The sequence below is a fragment of the Subsaxibacter sp. CAU 1640 genome (genome assembly GCF_023156585.1).
Taxonomy (GTDB): domain Bacteria; phylum Bacteroidota; class Bacteroidia; order Flavobacteriales; family Flavobacteriaceae; genus JBPOFM01.
In genome coordinates this window covers 1-21,587 of the sequence record NZ_JALNMI010000005.1, presented here as the reverse complement: position 1 = coordinate 21,587, position 21,587 = coordinate 1, and the positions used below count along the sequence as shown (strand labels likewise).

The window sequence follows — 21,587 nt, the reverse complement described above, 5'->3', positions numbered from 1 at the left end:
AAAAATCAATAATTTGTATCTTTGAATATCAAAAATTCACACCTATGAAAATAGAACAAATATATACAGGATGCCTTGCTCAAGGCGCATACTACATCGAATCTGAAGGTGAAGTTGCCATCATTGACCCTTTGAGGGAAATTCAGCCTTATATCGATAAAGCAAATTCAGAAAATGCCAAAATTAAATATGTGTTTGAAACGCATTTTCACGCCGATTTTGTTTCAGGACATATTGATTTAGCAAAAAAGACAGGAGCAACTATCGTTTACGGTCCAGGAGCTGAAACATCGTATGATATTCATTCGGCAACCGATGGTGAAGAATTCCAATTGGGAAAAATAACCATTAAAGCATTGCACACACCAGGTCATACTTTGGAATCCACAACTTATTTATTGATTGATGAAAATGGTAAAAATCACGCTATTTTTTCAGGAGATACGTTGTTTTTGGGTGATGTAGGAAGACCTGATTTGGCTATTAAATCTGATTTGACCAAAGAAGATTTGGCTGCAATGTTATATGATTCCCTTCGTAATAAAATTATGCCATTGGCTGATGATGTCATTGTGTATCCTGCACACGGAGCAGGTTCGGCCTGCGGGAAAAATTTGAGTAAAGAAACCGTCGGAACTATTGGCGACCAAAAGAAAACCAATTATGCTCTTCGAGAAGATATGACAAAAGAGGAATTTGTGAAAGAAGTTTTGGATGGAATGCCTCCTCCACCTCAATATTTTGCAAAGAATGCGATGATGAACAAAACGGGATACGATTCTTTTGAGCAGGTTTTGAAAACAGGAAATGTGCCTTTAAATCCAGAAGATTTTGAAGCTATGGCCAATCACGAAGAGGCTTTGGTTCTGGATGTTCGTTCGCAGGAAGATTTTGTGAAAGCACATATTCCAAATTCGATATTTATTGGGTTGAATGGTCAATTTGCGCCTTGGGTTGGAGCGCTGATTACTGATTTGAAACAACCTATAATTTTGGTGGTTCCTGAAGGAAAAAGCGAAGAAGCTGTGACACGGTTATCACGTGTAGGTTATGACAATACGCTCGGTTATTTGGAAGGGGGACTAGAAGCTTGGAAAGCGGCTGGAAAAGAGATTGGAACGTTAGAATCTATCTCTGCTGATGAATTCGCCAATCGAGCAAAGAAACAGGAATTAAATATTCTTGATGTGAGAAAAGATGGTGAATATACTTCTTCTCATCTTGAAGATGCGCAACATTTTGCTTTGGATTTCATCAACCAAAATATGAATCAGGTGGATAAAGACAAAACCTATTACGTGCATTGCGCTGGTGGTTACCGTTCGGTGATTGCAGCATCGATTTTAAAGGCGAGAGGATTTAATAACTTGGTGGACATTGCGGGCGGATTTGGTGCCATTAAGAAAACGGATTTGAAGACGACTGATTTTGTGTGTCCTTCGACATTGTAAATGATACTCTCCAAAAATCCTAGAAAGACCTGACAGGTTTTGAAAACCTGTCAGGTCTGATTATTTTACACTATTTCCGCACTCAAACCTGCTTCCAGAAGCATTGTGCAGCGAGGTTTTAAATCATCATATTCACCAGTTTTCACCGTACACTTTCCTTTATAATGCACTAAAATTGAACATTGTTCGGCTTGTTCTGGTGTATGGTCACAGGCGTAAATCAAGGTGTCGATAACGTGGTCAAAAGTATTCACATCATCATTATACAACACAATCTCATTAAGCTGTTGTTCCAAGGTATCGACAAGTAGGTCTTCTTGTAGTTTTTCTCTGGTACTCATTTTCAAAACTTTATACTAATTTACAAATTTTAGGGCAACCCAATTATTTTTTTCCAAACTTTCAACGAGTTTCAGGTTGTGTTTATTGCATTCGGCTTCAATAATCGGAATATCATCATTATAAAAACCGCTCAAAAAGAGCATCCCATTTTGATTCAATGATTTTACGTAAGTAGCCATATCATTCAACAGGATATTTCGGTTGATGTTCGCGATAATTATATCATAAGACCTTCCATCCAATAACGCGGCATCGCCTTCCAAAACGGTGATATGTTTGCAGTTATTTCTCTCAACATTCTCAAGACTGTTCACATAACACCAATTGTCATAATCAATGGCATCAATAGGTTTTGCGCCTTTCATTTCGGCCAAAATTGCCAAAACACCTGTACCACAACCCATATCCAAGACAGATTTGTTGGTAAAATCATTCTTCAAAATATGCTGAATCATCAGGTGCGTTGTTTCGTGATGACCTGTACCAAAACTCATTTTAGGTTCAATCACGATATCGTACTTTGTATCTGGTTTTGGATGAAATGGTGCCCTAACCGAACATACATCATCTACAATTATCGGATTGAAGTTTTTTTCCCATTCTTCATTCCAATTGGTTTGTTCGATTTCTTCAAACGTATAAGAAATTTGAAATTCTTCGGATTTAAGTATATCGATATCTTTCAAAATATCAGTGTTCCATTCATTTTTTTGAATGTACGCTGTTACGCCATCTTCAGTTTCAACAAAACTCTCAAATCCGGCATAGCCCAATTCAGCAATAAGAATTTCAACGGCTGGCTGCAACGGATTCACCTTAAATTGATAACCTATATATATTTCGACCATTAATTTTTTTTGCAAATTTACTAATCATTAATTTAGTTAGTACTTTTGGCGTCAAAATAAATCGGATGAAGAAAATTATTTTCAGTTGTTTGGGCATCTTCTTTTGCCTAATATCGAATGCCCAAGATAACAACGACATTAGACTTTCCGCTTTACCTTATTATAGCTACGGAAAAGGTCTTGGTATTACGTCTCCTGATAGTATTTTTCAATTGAACATTCGTTTTAGAATGCAAAACCGATTGACGTACCTCAACAATGAAGATGAAGACCCAGCTTATGAAGCACTGATTCGAAGATTACGTTTGCGTTTTGATGGCTACGTAGGTGACCCGAAAATCATTTATGTTATCCAATTATCGTTTTCTCCTGGAGATGTTGGTGCGATTGAAGATGGTGAAAACCTCAACATCATACGTGATGCGATTGTTTTTTATAGACCTAACGAACATTGGAACATTGGTTTTGGACAGACAAAATTGCCAGGAAACCGTCAACGTATCAACTCTTCCGGAGCTTTGCAGCTAACCGATAGAAGTATCAACAATGCGCGTTTTAATATTGACAGAGATTTTGGACTTCAGGTATATTACCTCAATGAACTGCAAAACAATTTTTCATACAATGTAAAAACAGCTGTCAGCACTGGCGAAGGTCGAAATTGGACCAGAGAGCCAGATAACGGATTGGCTTTTACAGGACGTTTGGAACTGTTCCCATTGGGCGCTTTTAAAAGCAATGGAACCCTTTTTGAAGGTGATTTGAAACGTGAGGACAAACCAAAAGTAATGTTTTCGGGCTCTTATCATTACAATGAAAAGGCGAGGCGAACGCAAGGAACACTTGGCAATGATTTGTTTGAACGCCGGGATTTAAAATCGCTGTTGCTTGATGCCGTTTTTAAATATGATGGTTGGGCATTTCAAACAGCTTATATGAACCGAATGACCGATAACCCGATTACCATAAATCCAGAAGACGCTGCGGAACAACGCTTTGCTTATGTTGGTGATGGTTATGATGCACAGTTGAGCTATCTTTTTGATAACAATTATGAAGTGATTGGTAGATTTTCGCACCAAAAACCGCACGAAGACATTGAAAGACTTACGCCACAAACCAATCAGTATTCTTTAGGACTTACCAAATATATTTGGGAACATTCCTTGAAACTTCAGGCAGAAGTCACTAAAACTGATTTAAACTATTTTGATAGCTCGAATCGCGAAAATTGGTACGTTAGATTTCAGGTTGAAATAGGAATTTAAGCCTCATCAAATAGCGTTTACTATCGCAAAAAAGTCATTTGCATTAAGTGATGCACCACCAATCAATCCGCCATCGACATCTGGTTTTGAGAAAATTTCCTTGGCATTGTTAGGTTTCACACTGCCACCATACAAAATGGAGACTTTATCAGAAACATCATTGCTATATTTATTGGAAAGGGTTTTCCTGATGAATGCGTGCATTTCCTGTGCTTGTTCGGGCGTGGCAGTTTCACCGGTACCAATTGCCCAAACCGGTTCATAGGCCAAAACGATGTTTTCATAAGCGTTTGCATCTAGATGGAATAAGGCATTTTTTATTTGGTTTTCAACCACATTTTCGTGATTGTCCGATTTTCTATCGTTCAATTCTTCACCAACACAAAAAATCACTCTCATTTCGTTTTTTAAAGCAGTATCCACTTTTTTTGCCAATAGTTCATCAGTTTCATTAAAATAGGCTCTTCTCTCACTGTGGCCCAAAATAACCGTTTGTACTCCTACACTTTTCAACATTTCAGCACTTACTTCGCCAGTATAAGCTCCATTTTCTGCAAAATGCATATTTTGTGCAATCACTTCAATTGGAAATTGGCGCAATGCTTGAAAAGCTGCCCAAAGATTGGTGAAAGTTGGTGCAATCATCACTTCGGCATCTGATGTTTTCTTTTGATTTTTCAATTCTGTAATCAACGTTTCGGTCATTGCCAAATCATTGTTCATTTTCCAATTTCCTGCTACTATCTGTGCTCTCATTATTTATTTTATTGAAGTTTAACTTTTGGATCTAACCAAACATATATGATATCTACAAAAATATTGATAATTATGAAGATTAAAGCTATGATTAAAACAGAACCCATAATCACTGGTAAATCTAGTGTATTCAATGCATTTACAATTTCCTTTCCGAGTCCATTCCAACCGAAAATATACTCAACAAACACAGCACCTGCCAACATTGAAGCAAACCATCCAGAAATAGCCGTAACCACTGGATTCAATGCATTTTTAAGCGCGTGTCTTCTTATGATTTGAAACTCACTCAAACCTTTTGCTCTTGCTGTTCGAATGTAATCTTGATTGAATACTTCCAACAATGAATTTCGCATCAATTGAATCACTACAGCCAATGGACGAATTCCTAAAACAATAGCCGGAAGTATCAAATTTTTCAATTGAATATGCATCTTTTCGCCGAAATCATCCAGTTCATACAAACTTCCTGTCATTTCAAGATTGGTATATTCGTGCAACACAAAACCAAAAAACCAAGCAAACAAAATGGCACTGAAAAAGGATGGTACGCTCATACCAATTGTACTGACCACCTGAATCAACTTATCTATCCAATGGTCTTTGAATAATGCTGAAACAATTCCTAGAACGATTCCTGTAAATATGGCAATCAATATGGCTGATACTGCCAACACAAATGTATTGGGAAGTGTTTCACCAATGACCTGCGAAACTTTTTTACCTTGTTTTGTAAAGGATTCACGCAAATACGGAAATTTTAAAACCGTTGTGGTGTTTCCGATAGTGAATAATTTCGCTGCTGAATATTTATCTTCGCTCAAAAAAGTATAATCTGAAGCATTTGTTGAGTGAAAAGAAAGTGGCGACAAATCATTCAAATAATAAAAATATTGTGTGCTAATAGGTTTATCGAAACCATATTTCTGCTTCACAATTTTTAACTGTGCACTGTCTTCATTCTGACCTAGCATCATCTGCGCTGGGTCGCCTGGTAAAACATTGAACAAAAAGAAAATAACTGTTACAACACCAAACAAAGTAAGTGCGGCATAAAATATTTTATTTAGGAGATATTTTATCAGTTATTTATCATTTAATTTGAAAATGGGACTCAAATCCTCAACGATTGGGTATTCTCCCAACCTAAAATTTTAGATCATCAATGTCGTTCCAATGTACCTTTTGCTTCACTGTACCTTTATTCAACACCACAACACCTGGATTGGCACGAACAATGGTCTTGAGCACTTTTTCATCACATAGATAAAAATCGAAATCAAGTTGATGAGCTGCTTTGAAATTTGCTTTTGCTTCGCTTCCTGAGGAGGTCAATCCGATCACTTTATAACCTTTCTTCATCGCTTGTTCGGACATTGCTTTCAATTTTTCTACACCTTCCCATTCGGCTTTGGACAAATCGTACATTACTACCATTACCAATTTTGGCTCTTCCAGAAAATAATCCGTTAAATTCTCATCATCAGACTCGATTGAAAAATCCTGAATAGGCGGAACGTAACCTTCATCAATAATTTTGGAGTCCACTTTTACCAGTTCGCCATCAACTTCCGGATAACCACTTGTGACTGTATAAGTTTCTTCTTTCCCATTGACATTGAATGTATAATAATATTCAATCAATGGTTTTGGAGCATCAGCAGGCGTACTCATTTGCTCTTGAATATTGTTGCCAATTTTGTACGCTCTAAAATCTACAGTCGGCAAATGCATCAAGACGTGATAGCCAAACCAAAGACTTAAAACAAAGCTTAAAAGCGCCACGAGTGTTACTCCAAATTTGCTAAAAATCGGTTTGATATGTTTGATTCCGAAGAAGATTATCAAAATCAGAACCAATAAGATGACGTCTTTCGTAAAGCTTTCCCAAGGTGTCAACTTTAAGGCATCACCAAAACAGCCACAATCTTTTACTTTATCAAAATATGCAGAATAAAATGTCAGGAAAGTGAAAAACACAATCATCGCAAGTAAGCTCCAAATAGTGAATTTTGGTTTATAACCTATCAATAGAAACACGCCCAAAACTACTTCGAACACGACTACAAAGATCGAAATGCCCAAAGCATAAGGCTCCAAAAATGGCAAATTCAGAACGTCAGTCCCAAAATATTCCTGAAGCTTGTATGAAAATCCGAGCGGATCATTCAACTTTATCCATCCCGAAATGATGAAAAGTACTCCGACTAATATTCTTGCGATGTTTACTATGTATTTCATTTTCTAATTTTCTGTTAAATGTATCATTGCAAAGACTGCATAATTAATCATATCCTGATAATTAGCGTCGATTCCTTCGCTTACCAACGTTTTGCCTTTATTATCTTCAATTTGCTTGACTCGCAAAACCTTCTGTAAAATCAAATCTGTCAACGAACTGACACGCATATCACGCCAAGCCTCGCCATAATCGTGGTTTTTGTCCATCATCAATTTTTTGGTCAAGGCAACCTTTTCATCATATAATTTGGTCGCTTCGTCAACTTTCAAATCTGGTTGCTCCACAACACCTCTTTCCAGTTGAATGAGCGCCATTATGGAATAATTGATAATTCCTATAAATTCACTGCTTTCGTCTTCATCCACTTTTCTTTCACTATTTTCTTGCAATCCACGTATACGTTGGGCTTTGATGAAAATTTGATCTGTTAAAGAAGGAAGCCTTAATATTCGCCAAGCGCTGCCATAATCAGACATTTTATTAATGAAAAGTGTTCTGCATATTTCTATGACAGCATCGTATTGTTTTGACGTATTCGACATTTAAAAATTTAATTTTGCGTAAATTTCGCCTAAAAAGTTTAAAGTTCAAAGTTCAGAGTTCAAAGTTTTCTATAGTAACAACACTAAAATTTTCAAGAATTTCTATGCATATAGTTTTTGAGAATTATTTATGTCAATCTAAATCTTGAACTCAAAATCCCGAATTAGGAATCAAACTTATGACAATCAACTGCAAAGGACAACTCATTGACCTATCCACACCCAAAGTGATGGGAATTCTCAATCTTACACCTGATTCATTTTATGATGGTGGAAAATATCAAGATGAATCCATCGCTCTCAACCAAGTGGAAAAAATGCTGTCAGAAGGCGCTACTTTTATCGACGTTGGCGCTTACAGTTCAAGGCCAAATGCCAAAGACGTTAGCGAAACAGAAGAATTGCAACGTATTATTCCAATTGTAGAATTGATTTTGAATGCATTTCCAGAGACATTGATTTCCGTGGACACTTTCCGAAGCGAGGTTGCCAAACGTTGTGTCGAGACAGGAGCTTGTATGGTCAATGATATTTCAGCCGGAAAGCTCGATGACATTATGTTGCAAACTATTGCCAATCTGCGTGTTCCCTACGTAATGATGCATATGAAAGGTAATCCTCAAACTATGCAAAGCCTTACCAATTATGGCAATTTGGTGAAAGATATCATTTATTATTTTTCAGAGCGAATTGCAGCTGCGAGAAGCTATGGAATTATAGACGTCATCATCGACCCAGGATTTGGCTTTGCAAAAAACATAACACAGAATTTTGAACTTTTAAGTAAATTAGAGCTTTTAAAAATTCTTGAAAAACCTATGTTGATTGGTCTTTCCAGAAAATCAATGATATACAAAACACTCGACTCATCAGCTGATGAAGCGCTGAATGGCACATCGGTTTTAAATACTGTGGCCTTGCAAAAAGGAGCATCTATTTTAAGGGTACACGATGTGAAGGAAGCCGTGGAATGTGTTAAGTTGATAGATCATTTACAATAAACCAATGAAATACATTTTTCCAGTTTTTATATTACTCTTCCTCTCCTGCGGCAAGGAGAAATCTGTTCAACTTCCGGAAATTGACCAAACCAGTATTCATGATGTTAGAGATGTATCTTCTGCCTATATTTTCTATAATGAAGCTGAAAAAGACAGTGTAGAATTAAATCGAAAAAACCTTATCATTTCTACCAACTGGCTTGTGAATGTGGACAAACGGCTGACATTAAGGCAAGCCATTCCATCCATAATAACGCTACAGGAAAAGAAGAGAAATGCAGAAATGCACAAAAACGAAAATACCAAAAACTACTATACTTGTAATGACACGTCCATTAAAAATCTTGGCTTTATAGATTTTACAGACATCACCTATCACGATGGTATTGATGAAAGTATTGTCGAAAGCCAAGGGTTTTATGAAACTTTACCTTCGGAAACAAATCACATCTTAAGTATTTTGTTTAAGTCAAATGATTCCATCAGTATCAATTCAGAGGCAATTGTCAAATCTGAATTTTCCAGCAGATTGAAATACATGGATTCTATACAGAATAAAATCATGGGAGTCATTTACTTAAAATTCAATCAAGATTTAACGTTTCAGGATTATATCGACTATAAATCCCTGCTTTCAAAAATAAAATTGAAACACGCCATCATATCCAATGATGAGTATATTTTCGATTAACTATATTTTGTTAAATTTACACAAAGCACACAACCTTGGATAAACTCAAATTTTGGGATTTTGGCATCATCGATTTTATCGACGTCTTTCTCGTTGCCATTCTTCTATATTATGTTTATAAGCTGGTCAAAGGCACAGTGGCTGTCAATATTTTCATCGGAATCATAGTTATTTATGTCATTTGGAAAGTGACCGATCTGCTCAATATGTTTATGCTACATAACATATTTGACGGATTTATGAAGGTTGGGATTATCGCGCTGATTGTGGTTTTTCAACCTGAAATCAGGAAATTTCTGTTGATGGTCGGTTCAACAAATTTAAGTGGACAAAGAAGATTTTTCAGTAAGATGAAATTCCTCAAAACCGAAAATAATACCGAAACAGATATTTCCGCAATTGTGGCAGCTTGTGAAAAAATGAGCTCGACCAATACAGGTGCGCTGATTGTATTGGAACGTAACAACAATCTAGATTTCTTGACAGGAACTGGAGATGAAATGAGTATCACAGTGACCCAACCTATTATCGAAAGCATCTTTTTTAAAAACAGTCCATTGCACGATGGTGCTATAATTATCGCCAACAACACTGTAAAGGCTACACGTGTCATTCTTCCTGTTAATAATGAAAGTACCATTCCTCAACGGTTCGGTTTGCGTCACAGAGCTGCCATAGGTATTACAGAAAAAACAGATGCTTTGGCTTTGGTAGTAAGTGAAGAAACTGGTCAAATTTCATACATCGTAAATGGTGAGTTCGTAATGTATAAAGACACTGACGAGTTATTGAAATTGATTTCGAAAGCTTTGACTTAAATGAATTGTAAAAACTGTAAAACCGACCTTTTAGAAGATAGTGATTATTGCTATTCCTGCGGTGGAAGAGTAATTCGAAATCGATTGACGATGGGTAATCTTTTTGCTCATTTCAGTGAAACATTTTTTAATTACGACAACAAGTTCTTTCAGACATTTATAAATCTTTTCAAGAAACCTGAAGATGTCATTGACAGTTATATAAATGGAACTCGAAAAAAATATGTTGATGTCATTAGTTATTTTGCATTAGCTGTTACAATCACTGGACTTTATGTTTTTGTCCAAAGAAAATTTTTTCCTGACATAATGGATTATTCAATGTATGCTGCAAACGGTCAAGAAGAAATGCAAAAAGAATGGGTTTCGATTCTTCAGGAATATAACTCAATTTTTATGATGCTTTATGTTCCGTTCTATGCTATTTTAGCTAGAATTACATTTCTCGGACTAAAGAAATATAATTATACAGAGTTATTGGTTGTGTTCATGTACATACAAGCGCAACTCTCCCTTACGTCATCTGTCTTAATGATTCCTATCATGTGGTTAAACTGGAATGTTGGGCTAATTAGCTTTGCCTTTGTCGGACTGATGATTTTATATTCCGCATTCTGCCTTAAAAGATTATATGACTTAAATCTTTCAAATATGATCTTGAGAACTCTCATTTTTTTGGCATTAATGCTTGTTTTTTGGTTTATTGTTGGAATAATAATGTTTGTAGTCTGGTATTTGAATGGAAATTTGGATACCATGATTGAAGCACAACGAGCAGCAAAACAAACTTAAACCGCTTCCTCTTTCATAAACTGCACTTCATATAGATTTCGGTAATAACCATCATTTTTCTTGAGCAATTCTTTGTGTGTGCCTTGCTCAACAATTTTTCCAGCATCCATCACAATGATATTATCTGCTTTTTTGATTGTGGCCAATCGATGTGCGATGACTATGGAAGTCCTTCCTTTCGTAATTTTATCAGTAGCATCTTGAATCAATTGCTCTGAATAAGAATCGACTGAAGATGTAGCTTCATCCAGAACCAAGATACTTGGATTGGTAACATAAGCCCTTAAGAACGATATAAGTTGGCGCTGACCTGATGAAAGCATTACGCCTCGCTCTTTCACATTGTAGTGATAACCATTTGGCAAACTCATGATAAAATCATGTATTCCAATATCTTTTGCGGCTTGATGCACTTCTTCTTCTGAAATGTCCTTATTATTCAAGGTGATATTGTTAAGAATTGTGTCTGCAAATAAAAACACGTCTTGTAAAACCACCGCAATTTGCGCCCTCAAAGACCTTAAAGTCATGTCCTTGATGTTGATGTCATCAATTAGAATACTTCCATTTTGAATATCATAAAATCGATTCAAAAGATTGATGATCGTAGATTTTCCTGCTCCAGTGGCACCAACAATGGCAACAGTTTGACCTGATTCCACTTTAAACGAAATACCTTTCAGAACTTCCTCATTTTCAATATAAGAAAAATGAACATCCTTAAATGAAATATCGCCTCTAAACTGTGGCGCTTCAATAGTTCCTGCATCATCGATATGAGAATCGGTATCCAGCACTTTGAAGACACGGTTTGCTGCTACCATTCCCATTTGAAGTGTATTGAATTTATTGGCAATTTGGTTCAAAGGTCTAAACAACATTGGTATCATCATGATAAAGGCTGTCAATTCACCAAGTGATGCCGTGTCATCCAAAACGGCATTCAAGCCACCATACCAAACCACAAGACCTAAAGTGATGGATGATAAAAATTCAGCAATTGGGAAGAAAATCGAATTGTACCAAACGGTTTTGAGCCAGCCTTTTTTATGACGTTCGTTGATTTTCTTAAAATTTTGATATTCGGTTTCTTCACGAGCAAACAATTGAAGTATTTTCATTCCTGTTACTCGCTCTTGCACAAATGAATTAAGGTTTGAAACTTCATTTCGAACATCTTCAAAAGCCATTTTCATATACTTCTGAAAAATATTGGTCGCATATAATATGACAGGCATTGTGATGAAAACAATCAGTGCCAAAGACCAATTCATATAAAGCATCATTCCAGAAATGGCAATCATTTTCAACAAATCACTAAAAATCATGAACAATCCATCGCCAAAAACATCAGCAATACGTTCCATATCTGTCACGGTTCTTGTCACCAAAACACCCACAGAAGAATTATCAAAATACTTCATTTTAAAAGACATGATGTGTTTGAACAATTTGACCCTAACGTCTTTTACAACTGATTGTCCCAACCAAGTGGCATAATAAATAAAGAGAAGATTGCAAACTACTTCCAGAACAAGTAGAACTACCATCAGAATAATGTAGTACAAAAAACCATCATATTCTTGCAATGCCATTTTGGTATCAATCGCTTCTTGCAGCACTTTAGGTCTCCAGACTCCAAAAGCCGCCAAACCTACAACAAACGCCAAGGTGCTATAAAAAACCAGTTTATAAGGTTTGATATATTGCAACAAGCGTTTGAACAGCTTTGCATCATATATGTCTTTGGTCTTTGTTGACATCAATTGATTTGTTTAATTTTTTCTGGATATACAATATTTGTTAGGTATAACCCATTTGCAGGAACCGAATAACCGGCTTCACTCCTACTTTTTGATTTTATAATGTTGTGCAACTGTTCCACTTCAATTTTTCCCAGCCCTATTTCTATCATGGTACCAACAATTGCCCTTACCATATTTCGCAAAAATCTATCAGCTGTAATTTTAAAAATCAATTGATTTTCATCAAGTTTCCAAAATGCCTCTTTGATAGTACAATGATACGTTTTTACATCTGTATTACTTTTGGAAAAGCATTGAAAATCGTTATAGTCAAATAAAATTTTGCATGCCGCATTCATTTTGTCAACGTCTAAAGAAAAATAAATGTGATATGCCAAATCGTATGTAAATACATTTTTCTTTGTTGCAATTTTATAATGATAGGTCCGGCTTGTAGCATTAAAGCGAGCGTGTGCCTTGTCATTTACCCTGAATATATTATGAATTGCAATATTCTTTGGCAGAAAACAATTCAATTTGAAAACGATTGACTCAACATCAAATGAATCTTCAATATCAAAATGAGCAAACATCTGTGAGGCATGTACGCCTGCATCAGTTCTACCTGCTCCCATGACACTAATTTTGGTTCGCAACAACTTTGACAATGCTTCCTCCAAGACCCGTTGCACAGAAATAGCGTTAGGCTGGTTTTGCCAGCCATGATACTCCTTTCCGTTATATGAAAACTCGATAAAATATCTCAATGCAAAGGTTTATTTTTGTAAGTGGCAAAGATAGTCAGTTATTTGCGATTGACGATTAACGATTCTTTATTAACAAATTTTTAATTGAGTGGCCTCATAAAATTTCAATTTTGAAAAAAATTCTTCTCCTTTCCGACACGCACAGTTATATAGATGATGATATCTTAAAATATGTCAAACAAGCCGATGAAGTATGGCATGCTGGAGATATAGGAGATTTGAAAGTGACTGATGCAATCAAAAGATTAAAACCTTTGAGGGCAGTTTATGGCAATATTGATGATGCCAAGGCCAGAGTTGAATTTCCTGAACACAATCGTTTTTTTTGTGAAGAGGTAGATGTGTTGATGACTCATATTGGAGGTTACCCTGGAAAATACAATATAAAGGTAAGGGAAATGCTTTATGAAAATCCTCCAAGATTGTTTATTTGTGGTCATTCACACATTTTAAAAGTGATGCCAGACAAAAATTTAAATCTATTACACATGAATCCTGGAGCTGTCGGTAAACACGGATTTCAACAAGTCAGAACTATGTTGCGATTTACTATTGACAGTAAAAAAATCGAAAACTTGGAGGTAATTGAATTCAAAAAATAAAAAAGCCCAAGATCTTCACCTTGGGCTTACGCACTAATAAAATTAAGTTAATAGGGTTTATCGTAATCTATCCACAGATTTTACAAGATCTTCATCCTTTTTTATGGCCTTGTTGGCCAAAACCAACAACACGATAGACAAAGCAGGAAGAACGATCCCAATACCTTTCTCCGAAACGTCAGCTTCTCCAGATAAGTTTAGGGATTGATACACAAATAATCCTAATAAAATAAAGTTCAATATGATATTAAGCCGATTCAATACGAATTGCGACTTTCTATTTTTATATCCAAAAATCGAAATCAAAGATAATGCTGCAGAACCTAAAAACAAAGCCAAATAATACATATTATCTTTTGCATAAACCATTGCATCTGCATTAGTTGTCCATAAATGGAACACAAAAATAAGCCCTCCAGAACTTATGGCAGCAAGTAACAAATACACTGTTTGTATGCGTTGTAACATCGTTTTTCAAAAATTTAACGACAAAATTAACAGTTTCTTTTTAAAAGTTATGTCAATTTTTAAAATAAAATTGTATTATTGCATAGACAATGTGTGCATCAGAACGTTACACAGCGTCTAATCTTCAAAAATTTTCTTGGTTTTACCCTTATCTTTCAGTTTATATTTGAAAAGTTCAGATTAGAGCCAATTTCAGTTTAAAATAACTATTCTATAAACATACATGTTTGAAATTTCGCAATTAAAAGAAACAAAGCTTTCCGATTTACAGGATATAGCTCAAAAATTGAATGTACCAAAATATCGTACGCTTAAAAAACTTGATTTGGTTTACAAAATATTGGATGTTCAGGCAGCAAATCCTGAAGCCGTAAAAAAAGAGGTTCTTAAAGAGGAAACACCTGCGAGAAGTTCTTCTGATACTTCTTCATCATCAAACCCTCGACAAAAAAAGAAAAGAGAACGCATCAAAAAACCAGTCACACACTCTAAAGAGCAACAAAAAATGGAGTTTAGTGATTCTAAAAACGACTCCAAAGACGAGAAAAAATCTACAGAAACTTCGTCTGATAAAAATGAGCAAAAAACTCAACACAAACAAAACGAAAAACAACAGAACAAGTCTAACCAACGCCAGAAAGACAATTCAAACAAACCTAACAATCAGCGTTCGAAAGAAAAAGATGGCAATGTGAACGACAATAGCGGCAATAATGGTAATAAGGATACCAGAAACCGTTACAGAGAACCAGATTTTGAGTTTGATGCAATCATACAAAGTGAAGGCGTATTAGATATTATGCAGGATGGTTATGGATTTTTACGTTCGTCCGACTATAACTATTTATCATCACCTGATGATATTTATGTATCACAATCCCAAATTAGATTATTTGGCCTTAAAACTGGAGACACAGTTCTCGGTCATGTAAGACCTCCTAAAGAAGGTGAAAAATATTTTCCATTGATTAAAGTGAGTAAAATCAATGGTCAAAGTCCAGACGTGGTAAGAGACAGAGTATCATTTGAACACTTGACACCATTATTTCCTCAAGAAAAATTCAATATTGCAGAAAAGCAAAGCACCATTTCCACTAGAATTATGGATTTGTTTTCTCCAATAGGAAAAGGACAACGTGGTATGATTGTATCGCAACCAAAAACTGGTAAAACCATGTTGTTGAAAGATGTTGCAAATGCTATTGCTGCCAATCATCCAGAAGTTTACCAAATGATTTTGTTGATCGATGAGCGTCCTGAAGAGGTAACTGATATGCAAAGAAACGTACGTGGTGAAGTTATTGCTTCAACTTTCGACAAAGAAGCACATGAACACGTAAAAATTGCAAATATAGTTTTAGAAAAGGCGAAAAGATTGGTTGAATGCGGACATGATGTTGTGATCCTATTAGATTCCATCACCCGTTTGGCAAGAGCTTACAATACAGTTCAGCCTGCATCAGGTAAAATTTTAAGTGGTGGTGTAGATGCAAACGCGCTTCACAAACCTAAACGTTTCTTCGGTGCTGCTAGAAATATTGAAAATGGTGGTTCATTGACCATTATTGCCACAGCGTTGACAGAAACAGGTTCAAAAATGGATGAAGTTATTTTTGAAGAATTCAAAGGTACTGGTAACATGGAGCTTCAGTTGGATAGAAAAATATCCAATCGTCGTATCTTCCCAGCCATTGACCTTACATCTTCAAGTACAAGAAGAGATGATTTACTTTTGGATGATGCCACTATTCAAAGAATGTGGGTAATGCGCAAGTATTTGGCAGATATGAATCCTGTTGAAGCCATGGAATTCATCAATGACAGAGTTAAAAAGACCAGGAACAACGAAGAGTTTTTATTATCAATGAATGGATAATTAAAAATAGATTCTGAAAAGACAAACCCCTTGAAAGAACATTTTCAAGGGGTTTATTTTTGAGTAAAGTCAAAAAAAAAGGTCTTTTCAATGAAAAGACCTTTCTCAATATTATTTCAATTCTTCTTACAAAGAAGCTACATGCTTTGTCAAACCAGACTTTAAGTTAGCAGCCTTATTGTTATGAATGATATTTTTCTTCGCCAATTTATCAATCATAGATACAACATCACCAAGCATTTTTTGTGCTTCTTTAGCGTCTGTTGTCTCACGTAATTTTTTGATAGCATTACGAGTAGTTTTATGCTTGTACCTGTTGGTCAAACGTTTTGCCTCGTTACTTCTAATTCTTTTTAATGCTGACTTATGATTTGCCATTATTTTATTACTTTCTTTTAATATGTAGCCCGTAGGGGAATCGAACCCCTCTTACCAGGATGAAAACCTGGCGTCCTAGCCGATAGACGAACGGGCCATTTGAGTTATTACATTTGAAGTTTGGGTTGTTTACCAGTGACTCCAGAAACATTTTAAATGAACGTGCAATTGTTTCAATGCGGATGCAAAAATACAACTATTTTTAAATGTTGCAATACCTAAACAATTTTTTTTTGATTTTTTTAATAAGCCTTCGCAAACAGTACTCTTCTACTCGAAGGTTCACCAGAAAACACACAGATTCCGCTCTCATTTTTAGCATCCAGAGGGACACATCTAATAGTTGCTTTAGTCAATTCTTTTATCTTTTGCTCCGTTTCAGAAGAGCCATCCCAATGTGCTGACACAAAACCCGTTTTGGTTTCCAATACTTTTTTAAATTCATCAAAATCATTGACTTCAGTGATATGAGAATCTCTAAAATCCTTCGCTTTCTTAAACAATGACTCTTGGATCTCACTCATTAAAAGAGTCACAGTTTTAACCAAATCTTCAACATTCACAGTCTCTTTAGTGAGAGTATCCCTTCTGGCAAGCTCCACAGTTTTGTTTTCTAAATCTTTAGGACCGATAGCTACTCGCACAGGAACACCTTGCAACTCATATTGTGCAAATTTTGCTCCAGGACGATGCGTAGTCCTATGGTCGAACTTACACGATATGCCTCTAGCCTTGAAATCTTCCATAAGATTTTTAGCTAAATTTGAAATTTCTTCCAATTGCTCATCGGTTTTATGTATGGGCACAATGACCACTTGTATTGGTGCCAAATTAGGAGGTAAAACTAGACCATGATCATCGCTGTGCGTCATAACCAACGCTCCCATCAATCTCGTAGAAACTCCCCAAGATGTAGCCCAAACATAATCTAATTTACCTTCATTATTGGTGAATTTCACATCAAAGGCCTTTGCGAAATTTTGCCCTAAAAAGTGAGATGTTCCCGCCTGAAGAGCCTTACCGTCTTGCATTAATGCTTCAATACAGTAGGTCTCAACTGCTCCTGCGAATCTTTCACTTTCTGTTTTGACACCTTTAATGACAGGAATTGCCATAAAATTTTCTGCAAATTCAGCATAGACATCATTCATTTGCTCTGCCTCTGTAATAGCTTCCGCTTTAGTGGCATGAGCCGTATGACCTTCTTGCCACAAAAACTCTGCAGTGCGCAAGAATAAACGTGTTCTCATTTCCCAGCGTACCACATTGGCCCACTGGTTTATCAATATTGGCAAATCTCTATAGCTCTGAATCCAATTTTTATAAGTACTCCAAATAATTGCTTCACTCGTTGGCCTTACTACTAATTCTTCTTCTAATTTTGCATCAGGGTCAACTCTTAATTTCCCCGAATTTTCTGGATCATTTTGTAATCTGTAATGAGTAACTACCGCACATTCTTTTGCAAAACCTTCTGCATTTTTCTCTTCAGCCTCAAACAAACTTTTTGGAACAAAAAGAGGAAAATATGCGTTTTGATGACCCGTTTCTTTAAACATTTTGTCAAGTTCCGCTTGCATTTTTTCCCAAATAGCGTATCCATACGGCTTAATTACCATACAACCTCTCACTGCTGAATTCTCTGCTAAATCAGCCTTTACAACTAACTCGTTGTACCATTTTGAATAATCTTCCGCACGAGATGTAAGATTTTTACTCATTGTCAGTATTTTGGCACAAAAGTTGTGCTTATGTTAAATAAAAAAATAGTTGCGCAAAACTAACTATTTTTGTAATGTTCAACAATAAAATTAAAGAGATATGCAATTTAAAACTTACCTAAAATCGAAATTGCCATTCTATCTTGCTTTGAGCTCGCTGTTTGTGTTGGCTTCTTGTGGATCGTACCAATACGTTGGTTATGATAATGATGGTATTTACAGTTCTTCAAATGAAACTGTTACTATAGATGAAACAGAGCCTTCAACCAGCGATAATACCTATTATAAAGGTTACTTTGCAGAAAAATCTCAAAAGTATGCAAACATTGCCCAAGACGACAATGTCATTTTTACAGATATTGATGATTATGAAGGAACTTACAACGAAGCCACTGGCGAGGTTGAGTATGAAGAAAGTTATGCTGGCTGGGGACAAGATTCTGACAATGTTACGATAAATGTTTACAACAACGACTGGGGCTGGAACAATTGGGGTTACGGCTATGGTTGGTATAGACCTTGGGGATGGAACAACTGGGGTTATTACGGATGGAATAACTGGGGCTGGAACAACTATTGGGGTTGGAATGCTGGTTTCGGATGGAACACACCTTTTTATGGATATGGATTCTATGGAGGTTTCTATCATCCATACTATTATGGCTATTACAATAATCCGTATTATGGTCATTACTACAATAGAGGCGTTGCTTATCATTCGGGACGTAGAGGCACAGTAGATTATTACGGCAGAAGTAGTAATTACCGAAATAACAATGCTCGCAGTACAACGAGACGAAACAATTCTACTGTGAGTAGTTCAAGTACAACACGATATAATCCAGCAAATAGCATTAGAAGATCAAATACCAGAGTAAATAATTCAAATGGTAGATCTACAACAAGGATGAATACCAATCGTTCTAATACTCGAGTAAATTCACCGTCCAGAAGCACACGTTCCATGACAAGAATGAATACACCAAGTCGTTCTACTAGCTCGCCTACTGTTCGAAGTTCAAGTCCTTCTAGATCATCAAGCGGTGGCGGCGGACGAAGTTCAGGTGGATCTTCACGAAGAGGAGGATAATCCATTATATCGACAAGAAGCTATTCCAAATTAAAAAAAATAATATGAAAAAGTTCAGTTTACTATTCATAGGTGTTCTATCTATGTCAAATATTATGGCTCAAGACATAAGTGATGCCGTAAGATATTCTCTAGATGAAGTTCAGGGTACAGCTAGATTTAGAGGTATGAGCGGTGCGTTTGGAGCACTTGGAGGAGATATGTCGGCAGTAAGTATCAATCCTGCTGGTTCGGCAGTATTCAACAGTAGCCATGCTTCCATTTCGCTTTCTAGCTTAAACATTAATAATGATGTTAGTTTTTTTAACGGCTTTAACTCTTCATCAGAATCGAAAATCGATTTAAATCAAACAGGTGCTGCATTTGTTTTCAACAATAACAATGAAAATTCAAATTGGAAAAAGTTTGTGTTGAGCGTAGCTTATGACAAAACAGCTAGTTATGAAGATAATTGGTTTGCCTCTGGAGTGAACACTAGGTCTATAGACAGTTATTTTTTAGGATATGCGCAAGGTTTGAGATTAGACGAAATTTCGGCTTTCCCAGGAGAGACTTACACAGAGGCATATTCAGAAATAGGTTCTGCCTTTGGTTATTCAAATCAACAAGCTTTTTTAGGATATGAATCTTATATACTAGAACCTTTAAACGATAGTGATGAAAACACAATGTATTCATCTAACATTGCTTCTGGAACCTTTAATCAGCGCTACAATTATGTTGCTACAGGTTATAATGGAAAATTTGGATTTAATGTCGCATCCCAATATAAAGATAATTTATATATAGGGTTAAATTTGAATTCACATTTTATTAATTATGAACGTTCAACTGTGTTTAATGAATCTAATGCCAATACGGGATCAATGGTTTCTAACGTCCGTTTTGATAATTATCTATCAACCATCGGTACTGGTTTCTCGTTTCAACTTGGAGCAATTGCCAAAATAACAAGTGAGTTGCGATTAGGATTAGCATATGATTCACCTATATGGTATACTATTTCCGAAGAAACAAGCCAATATTTGTCCACCATTAGAGATGGTGCTGACACTGTTGTAATCAATCCCAATATTGTAAATGTATTTCCTGATTACAAACTTCAAACTCCCGGTAAAATCACTGGAAGTTTAGCGTATGTATTTGGTGAACAAGGTTTGATTAGTTTCGATTATTCTAGAAAAGATTTTGGAAATATGAAGTTTAGGCCTACATCCGATATTTATTTTTCATCTCAAAACAATATTATTTCAGATAACCTTAAAGTTGCTTCAACTTACCGTGTCGGAGGTGAGTATCGTTATAAAGAATTTAGTTTTAGAGGAGGCTATCGTCTAGAAGAAAGTCCATACAAGAATGAAGATTTCTATGGAAATTTAAATGGTTTCTCGTTAGGATTAGGATATAATTTTGGAAATATAAAATTGGATTTAGCATATGATCAATCAGACCGAACTGTAAACAATCAGCTTTATAGTGTTGGATTAGTTGATGCCGCTACAATTGATACTAACAATTCCAACATTACTTTGACATTAGGGTTTAGTTTATAAAAGATCCTAATTTTAATTGAAAACTTTTAAAAACAATTTAATAGTTTAAAATAAAAAAGCTGAACCAAATTGGTTCAGCTTTTTTATTTCGATGGGACCTAGATCTTTTATCTTTTTAAAGTAAAATGAGCCCTGAACTGTTTCTGCTGTCCGTCCTCGGTGTACTCCACGGTGAACCAGTAGTCGCTCGATGGCATCGGGCTGCCGTTGTAGGTCCCGTCCCAGCCGGTCCCCGAAGGGCTGATCTGCTTGAGCAGCTTGCCGAACCTGTCAAATATATAAATTTTTGTGCCGGCCATGCCTGAAAAACCGACAATGTTCCATGTCTCGTTGCGACCGTCGCCGTTCGGGGTGAAAAAGTGCGGGTAGTCCAGCACCGTCACCGGGACCTCCGCCTGGCCGCAGCCGTTAACGTCCCTGGCCGTCACAATGTGCCCCCCAAAGGAAACGTCCTCGAAGGTGCCGCTGGACTGCCACGGGCCACCATCGAGACTGTACTCATATTCACCGTCCCCCACGGCCGTCGCTATTATAACGTGGATTTCCGAAAAAGCTTGTGTGGCCACCTCTGCCGTCACCGACGGTGGCGAACTGATCACCACCTCCGCACTGTCAGTGTTCTCGCAGCCCGTGACA

General features: G+C 36.4%; 22 protein-coding genes and 1 tRNA gene. 10 read left to right on the top strand and 13 right to left on the bottom strand.

Going from position 1 to position 21,587, the window contains the following annotated elements; all coding sequences use genetic code 11:
• Positions 1–44 precede the first annotated feature (44 nt).
• On the top strand, positions 45–1,451 hold the full coding sequence (locus M0G43_RS12385) for an MBL fold metallo-hydrolase (RefSeq protein ID WP_248026881.1): 1,407 nt from the start codon (positions 45–47) through the stop codon (positions 1,449–1,451).
• Positions 1,452–1,516: 65 nt separating this feature from the next.
• Here the strand turns inward: M0G43_RS12385 and M0G43_RS12380 are convergent, their stop codons facing one another.
• Positions 1,517–1,792 (bottom strand): ATP-dependent Clp protease adaptor ClpS, encoded by a 276-nt coding sequence (locus tag M0G43_RS12380; protein WP_248026880.1) that lies wholly within the window; start codon positions 1,790–1,792, stop codon positions 1,517–1,519.
• A 15-nt stretch (positions 1,793–1,807) separates the two neighbouring features.
• Positions 1,808–2,641: a 50S ribosomal protein L11 methyltransferase gene (gene prmA / locus M0G43_RS12375; protein ID WP_248026879.1), complete on the bottom strand. Its 834-nt coding sequence runs from the start codon at positions 2,639–2,641 to the stop codon at positions 1,808–1,810.
• A 65-nt stretch (positions 2,642–2,706) separates the two neighbouring features.
• Between prmA and M0G43_RS12370 the strand changes: the two genes are divergently transcribed.
• Positions 2,707–3,909 (top strand): porin, encoded by a 1,203-nt coding sequence (locus M0G43_RS12370; protein ID WP_248026878.1) that lies wholly within the window; start codon positions 2,707–2,709, stop codon positions 3,907–3,909.
• Between the two features lie 6 nt (positions 3,910–3,915).
• Here M0G43_RS12370 and tpiA read toward each other — a convergent pair whose 3' ends face one another.
• The 4 genes from tpiA to M0G43_RS12350 all read right to left on the bottom strand — a co-directional run bounded on the left by tpiA (position 3,916) and on the right by M0G43_RS12350 (position 7,449).
• Positions 3,916–4,665: a triose-phosphate isomerase gene (tpiA, locus tag M0G43_RS12365; RefSeq protein WP_248026876.1), complete on the bottom strand. Its 750-nt coding sequence runs from the start codon at positions 4,663–4,665 to the stop codon at positions 3,916–3,918.
• Between the two features lie 8 nt (positions 4,666–4,673).
• The gene (locus tag M0G43_RS12360; protein ID WP_248027691.1) at positions 4,674–5,750 is read right to left on the bottom strand and encodes an ABC transporter permease; all 1,077 of its coding nucleotides are present in this window, start codon (positions 5,748–5,750) and stop codon (positions 4,674–4,676) included.
• A gap of 61 nt (positions 5,751–5,811) precedes the next feature.
• Entirely contained in the window at positions 5,812–6,906 is a 1,095-nt protein-coding gene (locus tag M0G43_RS12355; RefSeq protein ID WP_248026874.1) for a BT_3928 family protein, read from the bottom strand.
• Positions 6,907–6,909: 3 nt separating this feature from the next.
• Complete coding sequence (locus M0G43_RS12350) at positions 6,910–7,449, bottom strand: DUF1599 domain-containing protein (protein ID WP_248026873.1); 540 nt, start codon at positions 7,447–7,449, stop codon at positions 6,910–6,912.
• 179 nt (positions 7,450–7,628) lie between these two features.
• Between M0G43_RS12350 and folP the strand changes: the two genes are divergently transcribed.
• Genes folP through M0G43_RS12330 form a run of 4 tightly spaced genes read left to right on the top strand, consistent with a single transcriptional unit; the run spans position 7,629 to position 10,751 of the window.
• Positions 7,629–8,450, top strand: coding sequence for a dihydropteroate synthase (gene folP, locus M0G43_RS12345; RefSeq protein WP_248026872.1), 822 nt, complete (start codon positions 7,629–7,631; stop codon positions 8,448–8,450).
• A gap of 4 nt (positions 8,451–8,454) precedes the next feature.
• Complete coding sequence (locus tag M0G43_RS12340) at positions 8,455–9,141, top strand: hypothetical protein (RefSeq protein ID WP_248026871.1); 687 nt, start codon at positions 8,455–8,457, stop codon at positions 9,139–9,141.
• 35 nt (positions 9,142–9,176) lie between these two features.
• Positions 9,177–9,959 (top strand): diadenylate cyclase CdaA, encoded by a 783-nt coding sequence (gene cdaA, locus M0G43_RS12335; protein ID WP_248026870.1) that lies wholly within the window; start codon positions 9,177–9,179, stop codon positions 9,957–9,959.
• Positions 9,960–10,751 carry a DUF3667 domain-containing protein gene (locus M0G43_RS12330; RefSeq protein ID WP_248026869.1) on the top strand — a complete coding sequence of 264 codons (792 nt, stop codon included), beginning with the start codon at positions 9,960–9,962 and terminating at the stop codon, positions 10,749–10,751.
• Here the strand turns inward: M0G43_RS12330 and M0G43_RS12325 are convergent.
• A complete protein-coding gene (locus tag M0G43_RS12325) occupies positions 10,748–12,514 on the bottom strand; it encodes an ABC transporter ATP-binding protein (protein WP_248026868.1) in 1,767 nt (588 codons plus the stop codon). The genes M0G43_RS12330 and M0G43_RS12325 overlap by 4 nt on opposite strands.
• Positions 12,514–13,263 carry a tRNA pseudouridine(38-40) synthase TruA gene (gene truA, locus M0G43_RS12320; protein WP_248026867.1) on the bottom strand — a complete coding sequence of 250 codons (750 nt, stop codon included), beginning with the start codon at positions 13,261–13,263 and terminating at the stop codon, positions 12,514–12,516. The genes M0G43_RS12325 and truA overlap by 1 nt, the downstream gene beginning before the upstream one ends.
• A gap of 110 nt (positions 13,264–13,373) precedes the next feature.
• Here truA and M0G43_RS12315 point away from each other — a divergent pair, with 110 nt between their 5' ends.
• On the top strand, positions 13,374–13,865 hold the full coding sequence (locus tag M0G43_RS12315) for a metallophosphoesterase family protein (RefSeq protein WP_248026866.1): 492 nt from the start codon (positions 13,374–13,376) through the stop codon (positions 13,863–13,865).
• A 57-nt stretch (positions 13,866–13,922) separates the two neighbouring features.
• On the opposite strand, the gene M0G43_RS12310 is transcribed toward M0G43_RS12315, so the two are convergent.
• Positions 13,923–14,333 carry a DUF4293 domain-containing protein gene (locus tag M0G43_RS12310; protein ID WP_248026865.1) on the bottom strand — a complete coding sequence of 137 codons (411 nt, stop codon included), beginning with the start codon at positions 14,331–14,333 and terminating at the stop codon, positions 13,923–13,925.
• A gap of 223 nt (positions 14,334–14,556) precedes the next feature.
• On the opposite strand from M0G43_RS12310, the gene rho reads away from it, so the two are divergent.
• Positions 14,557–16,209: a transcription termination factor Rho gene (gene rho, locus M0G43_RS12305; protein ID WP_248026864.1), complete on the top strand. Its 1,653-nt coding sequence runs from the start codon at positions 14,557–14,559 to the stop codon at positions 16,207–16,209.
• Between the two features lie 126 nt (positions 16,210–16,335).
• On the opposite strand, the gene rpsT is transcribed toward rho, so the two are convergent.
• The 3 genes from rpsT to proS all read right to left on the bottom strand — a co-directional run bounded on the left by rpsT (position 16,336) and on the right by proS (position 18,308).
• Positions 16,336–16,587, bottom strand: a complete 252-nt coding sequence (rpsT, locus tag M0G43_RS12300) for a 30S ribosomal protein S20 (RefSeq protein ID WP_248026863.1) — start codon at positions 16,585–16,587, stop codon at positions 16,336–16,338.
• A 25-nt stretch (positions 16,588–16,612) separates the two neighbouring features.
• Positions 16,613–16,684, bottom strand: a tRNA-Glu gene (locus M0G43_RS12295).
• A 145-nt stretch (positions 16,685–16,829) separates the two neighbouring features.
• Positions 16,830–18,308, bottom strand: coding sequence for a proline--tRNA ligase (gene proS, locus M0G43_RS12290; RefSeq protein WP_248026862.1), 1,479 nt, complete (start codon positions 18,306–18,308; stop codon positions 16,830–16,832).
• A 100-nt stretch (positions 18,309–18,408) separates the two neighbouring features.
• Here proS and M0G43_RS12285 point away from each other — a divergent pair, with 100 nt between their 5' ends.
• Both M0G43_RS12285 and M0G43_RS12280 read left to right on the top strand, forming a co-directional pair.
• Complete coding sequence (locus tag M0G43_RS12285) at positions 18,409–19,398, top strand: hypothetical protein (RefSeq protein ID WP_248026861.1); 990 nt, start codon at positions 18,409–18,411, stop codon at positions 19,396–19,398.
• Between the two features lie 44 nt (positions 19,399–19,442).
• Complete coding sequence (locus M0G43_RS12280) at positions 19,443–20,951, top strand: OmpP1/FadL family transporter (protein WP_248026859.1); 1,509 nt, start codon at positions 19,443–19,445, stop codon at positions 20,949–20,951.
• 107 nt (positions 20,952–21,058) lie between these two features.
• On the opposite strand, the gene M0G43_RS12275 is transcribed toward M0G43_RS12280, so the two are convergent.
• A partial coding sequence (locus tag M0G43_RS12275; RefSeq protein WP_248026857.1) for a T9SS type B sorting domain-containing protein occupies positions 21,059–21,587 on the bottom strand: 529 nt, incomplete at its 5' end.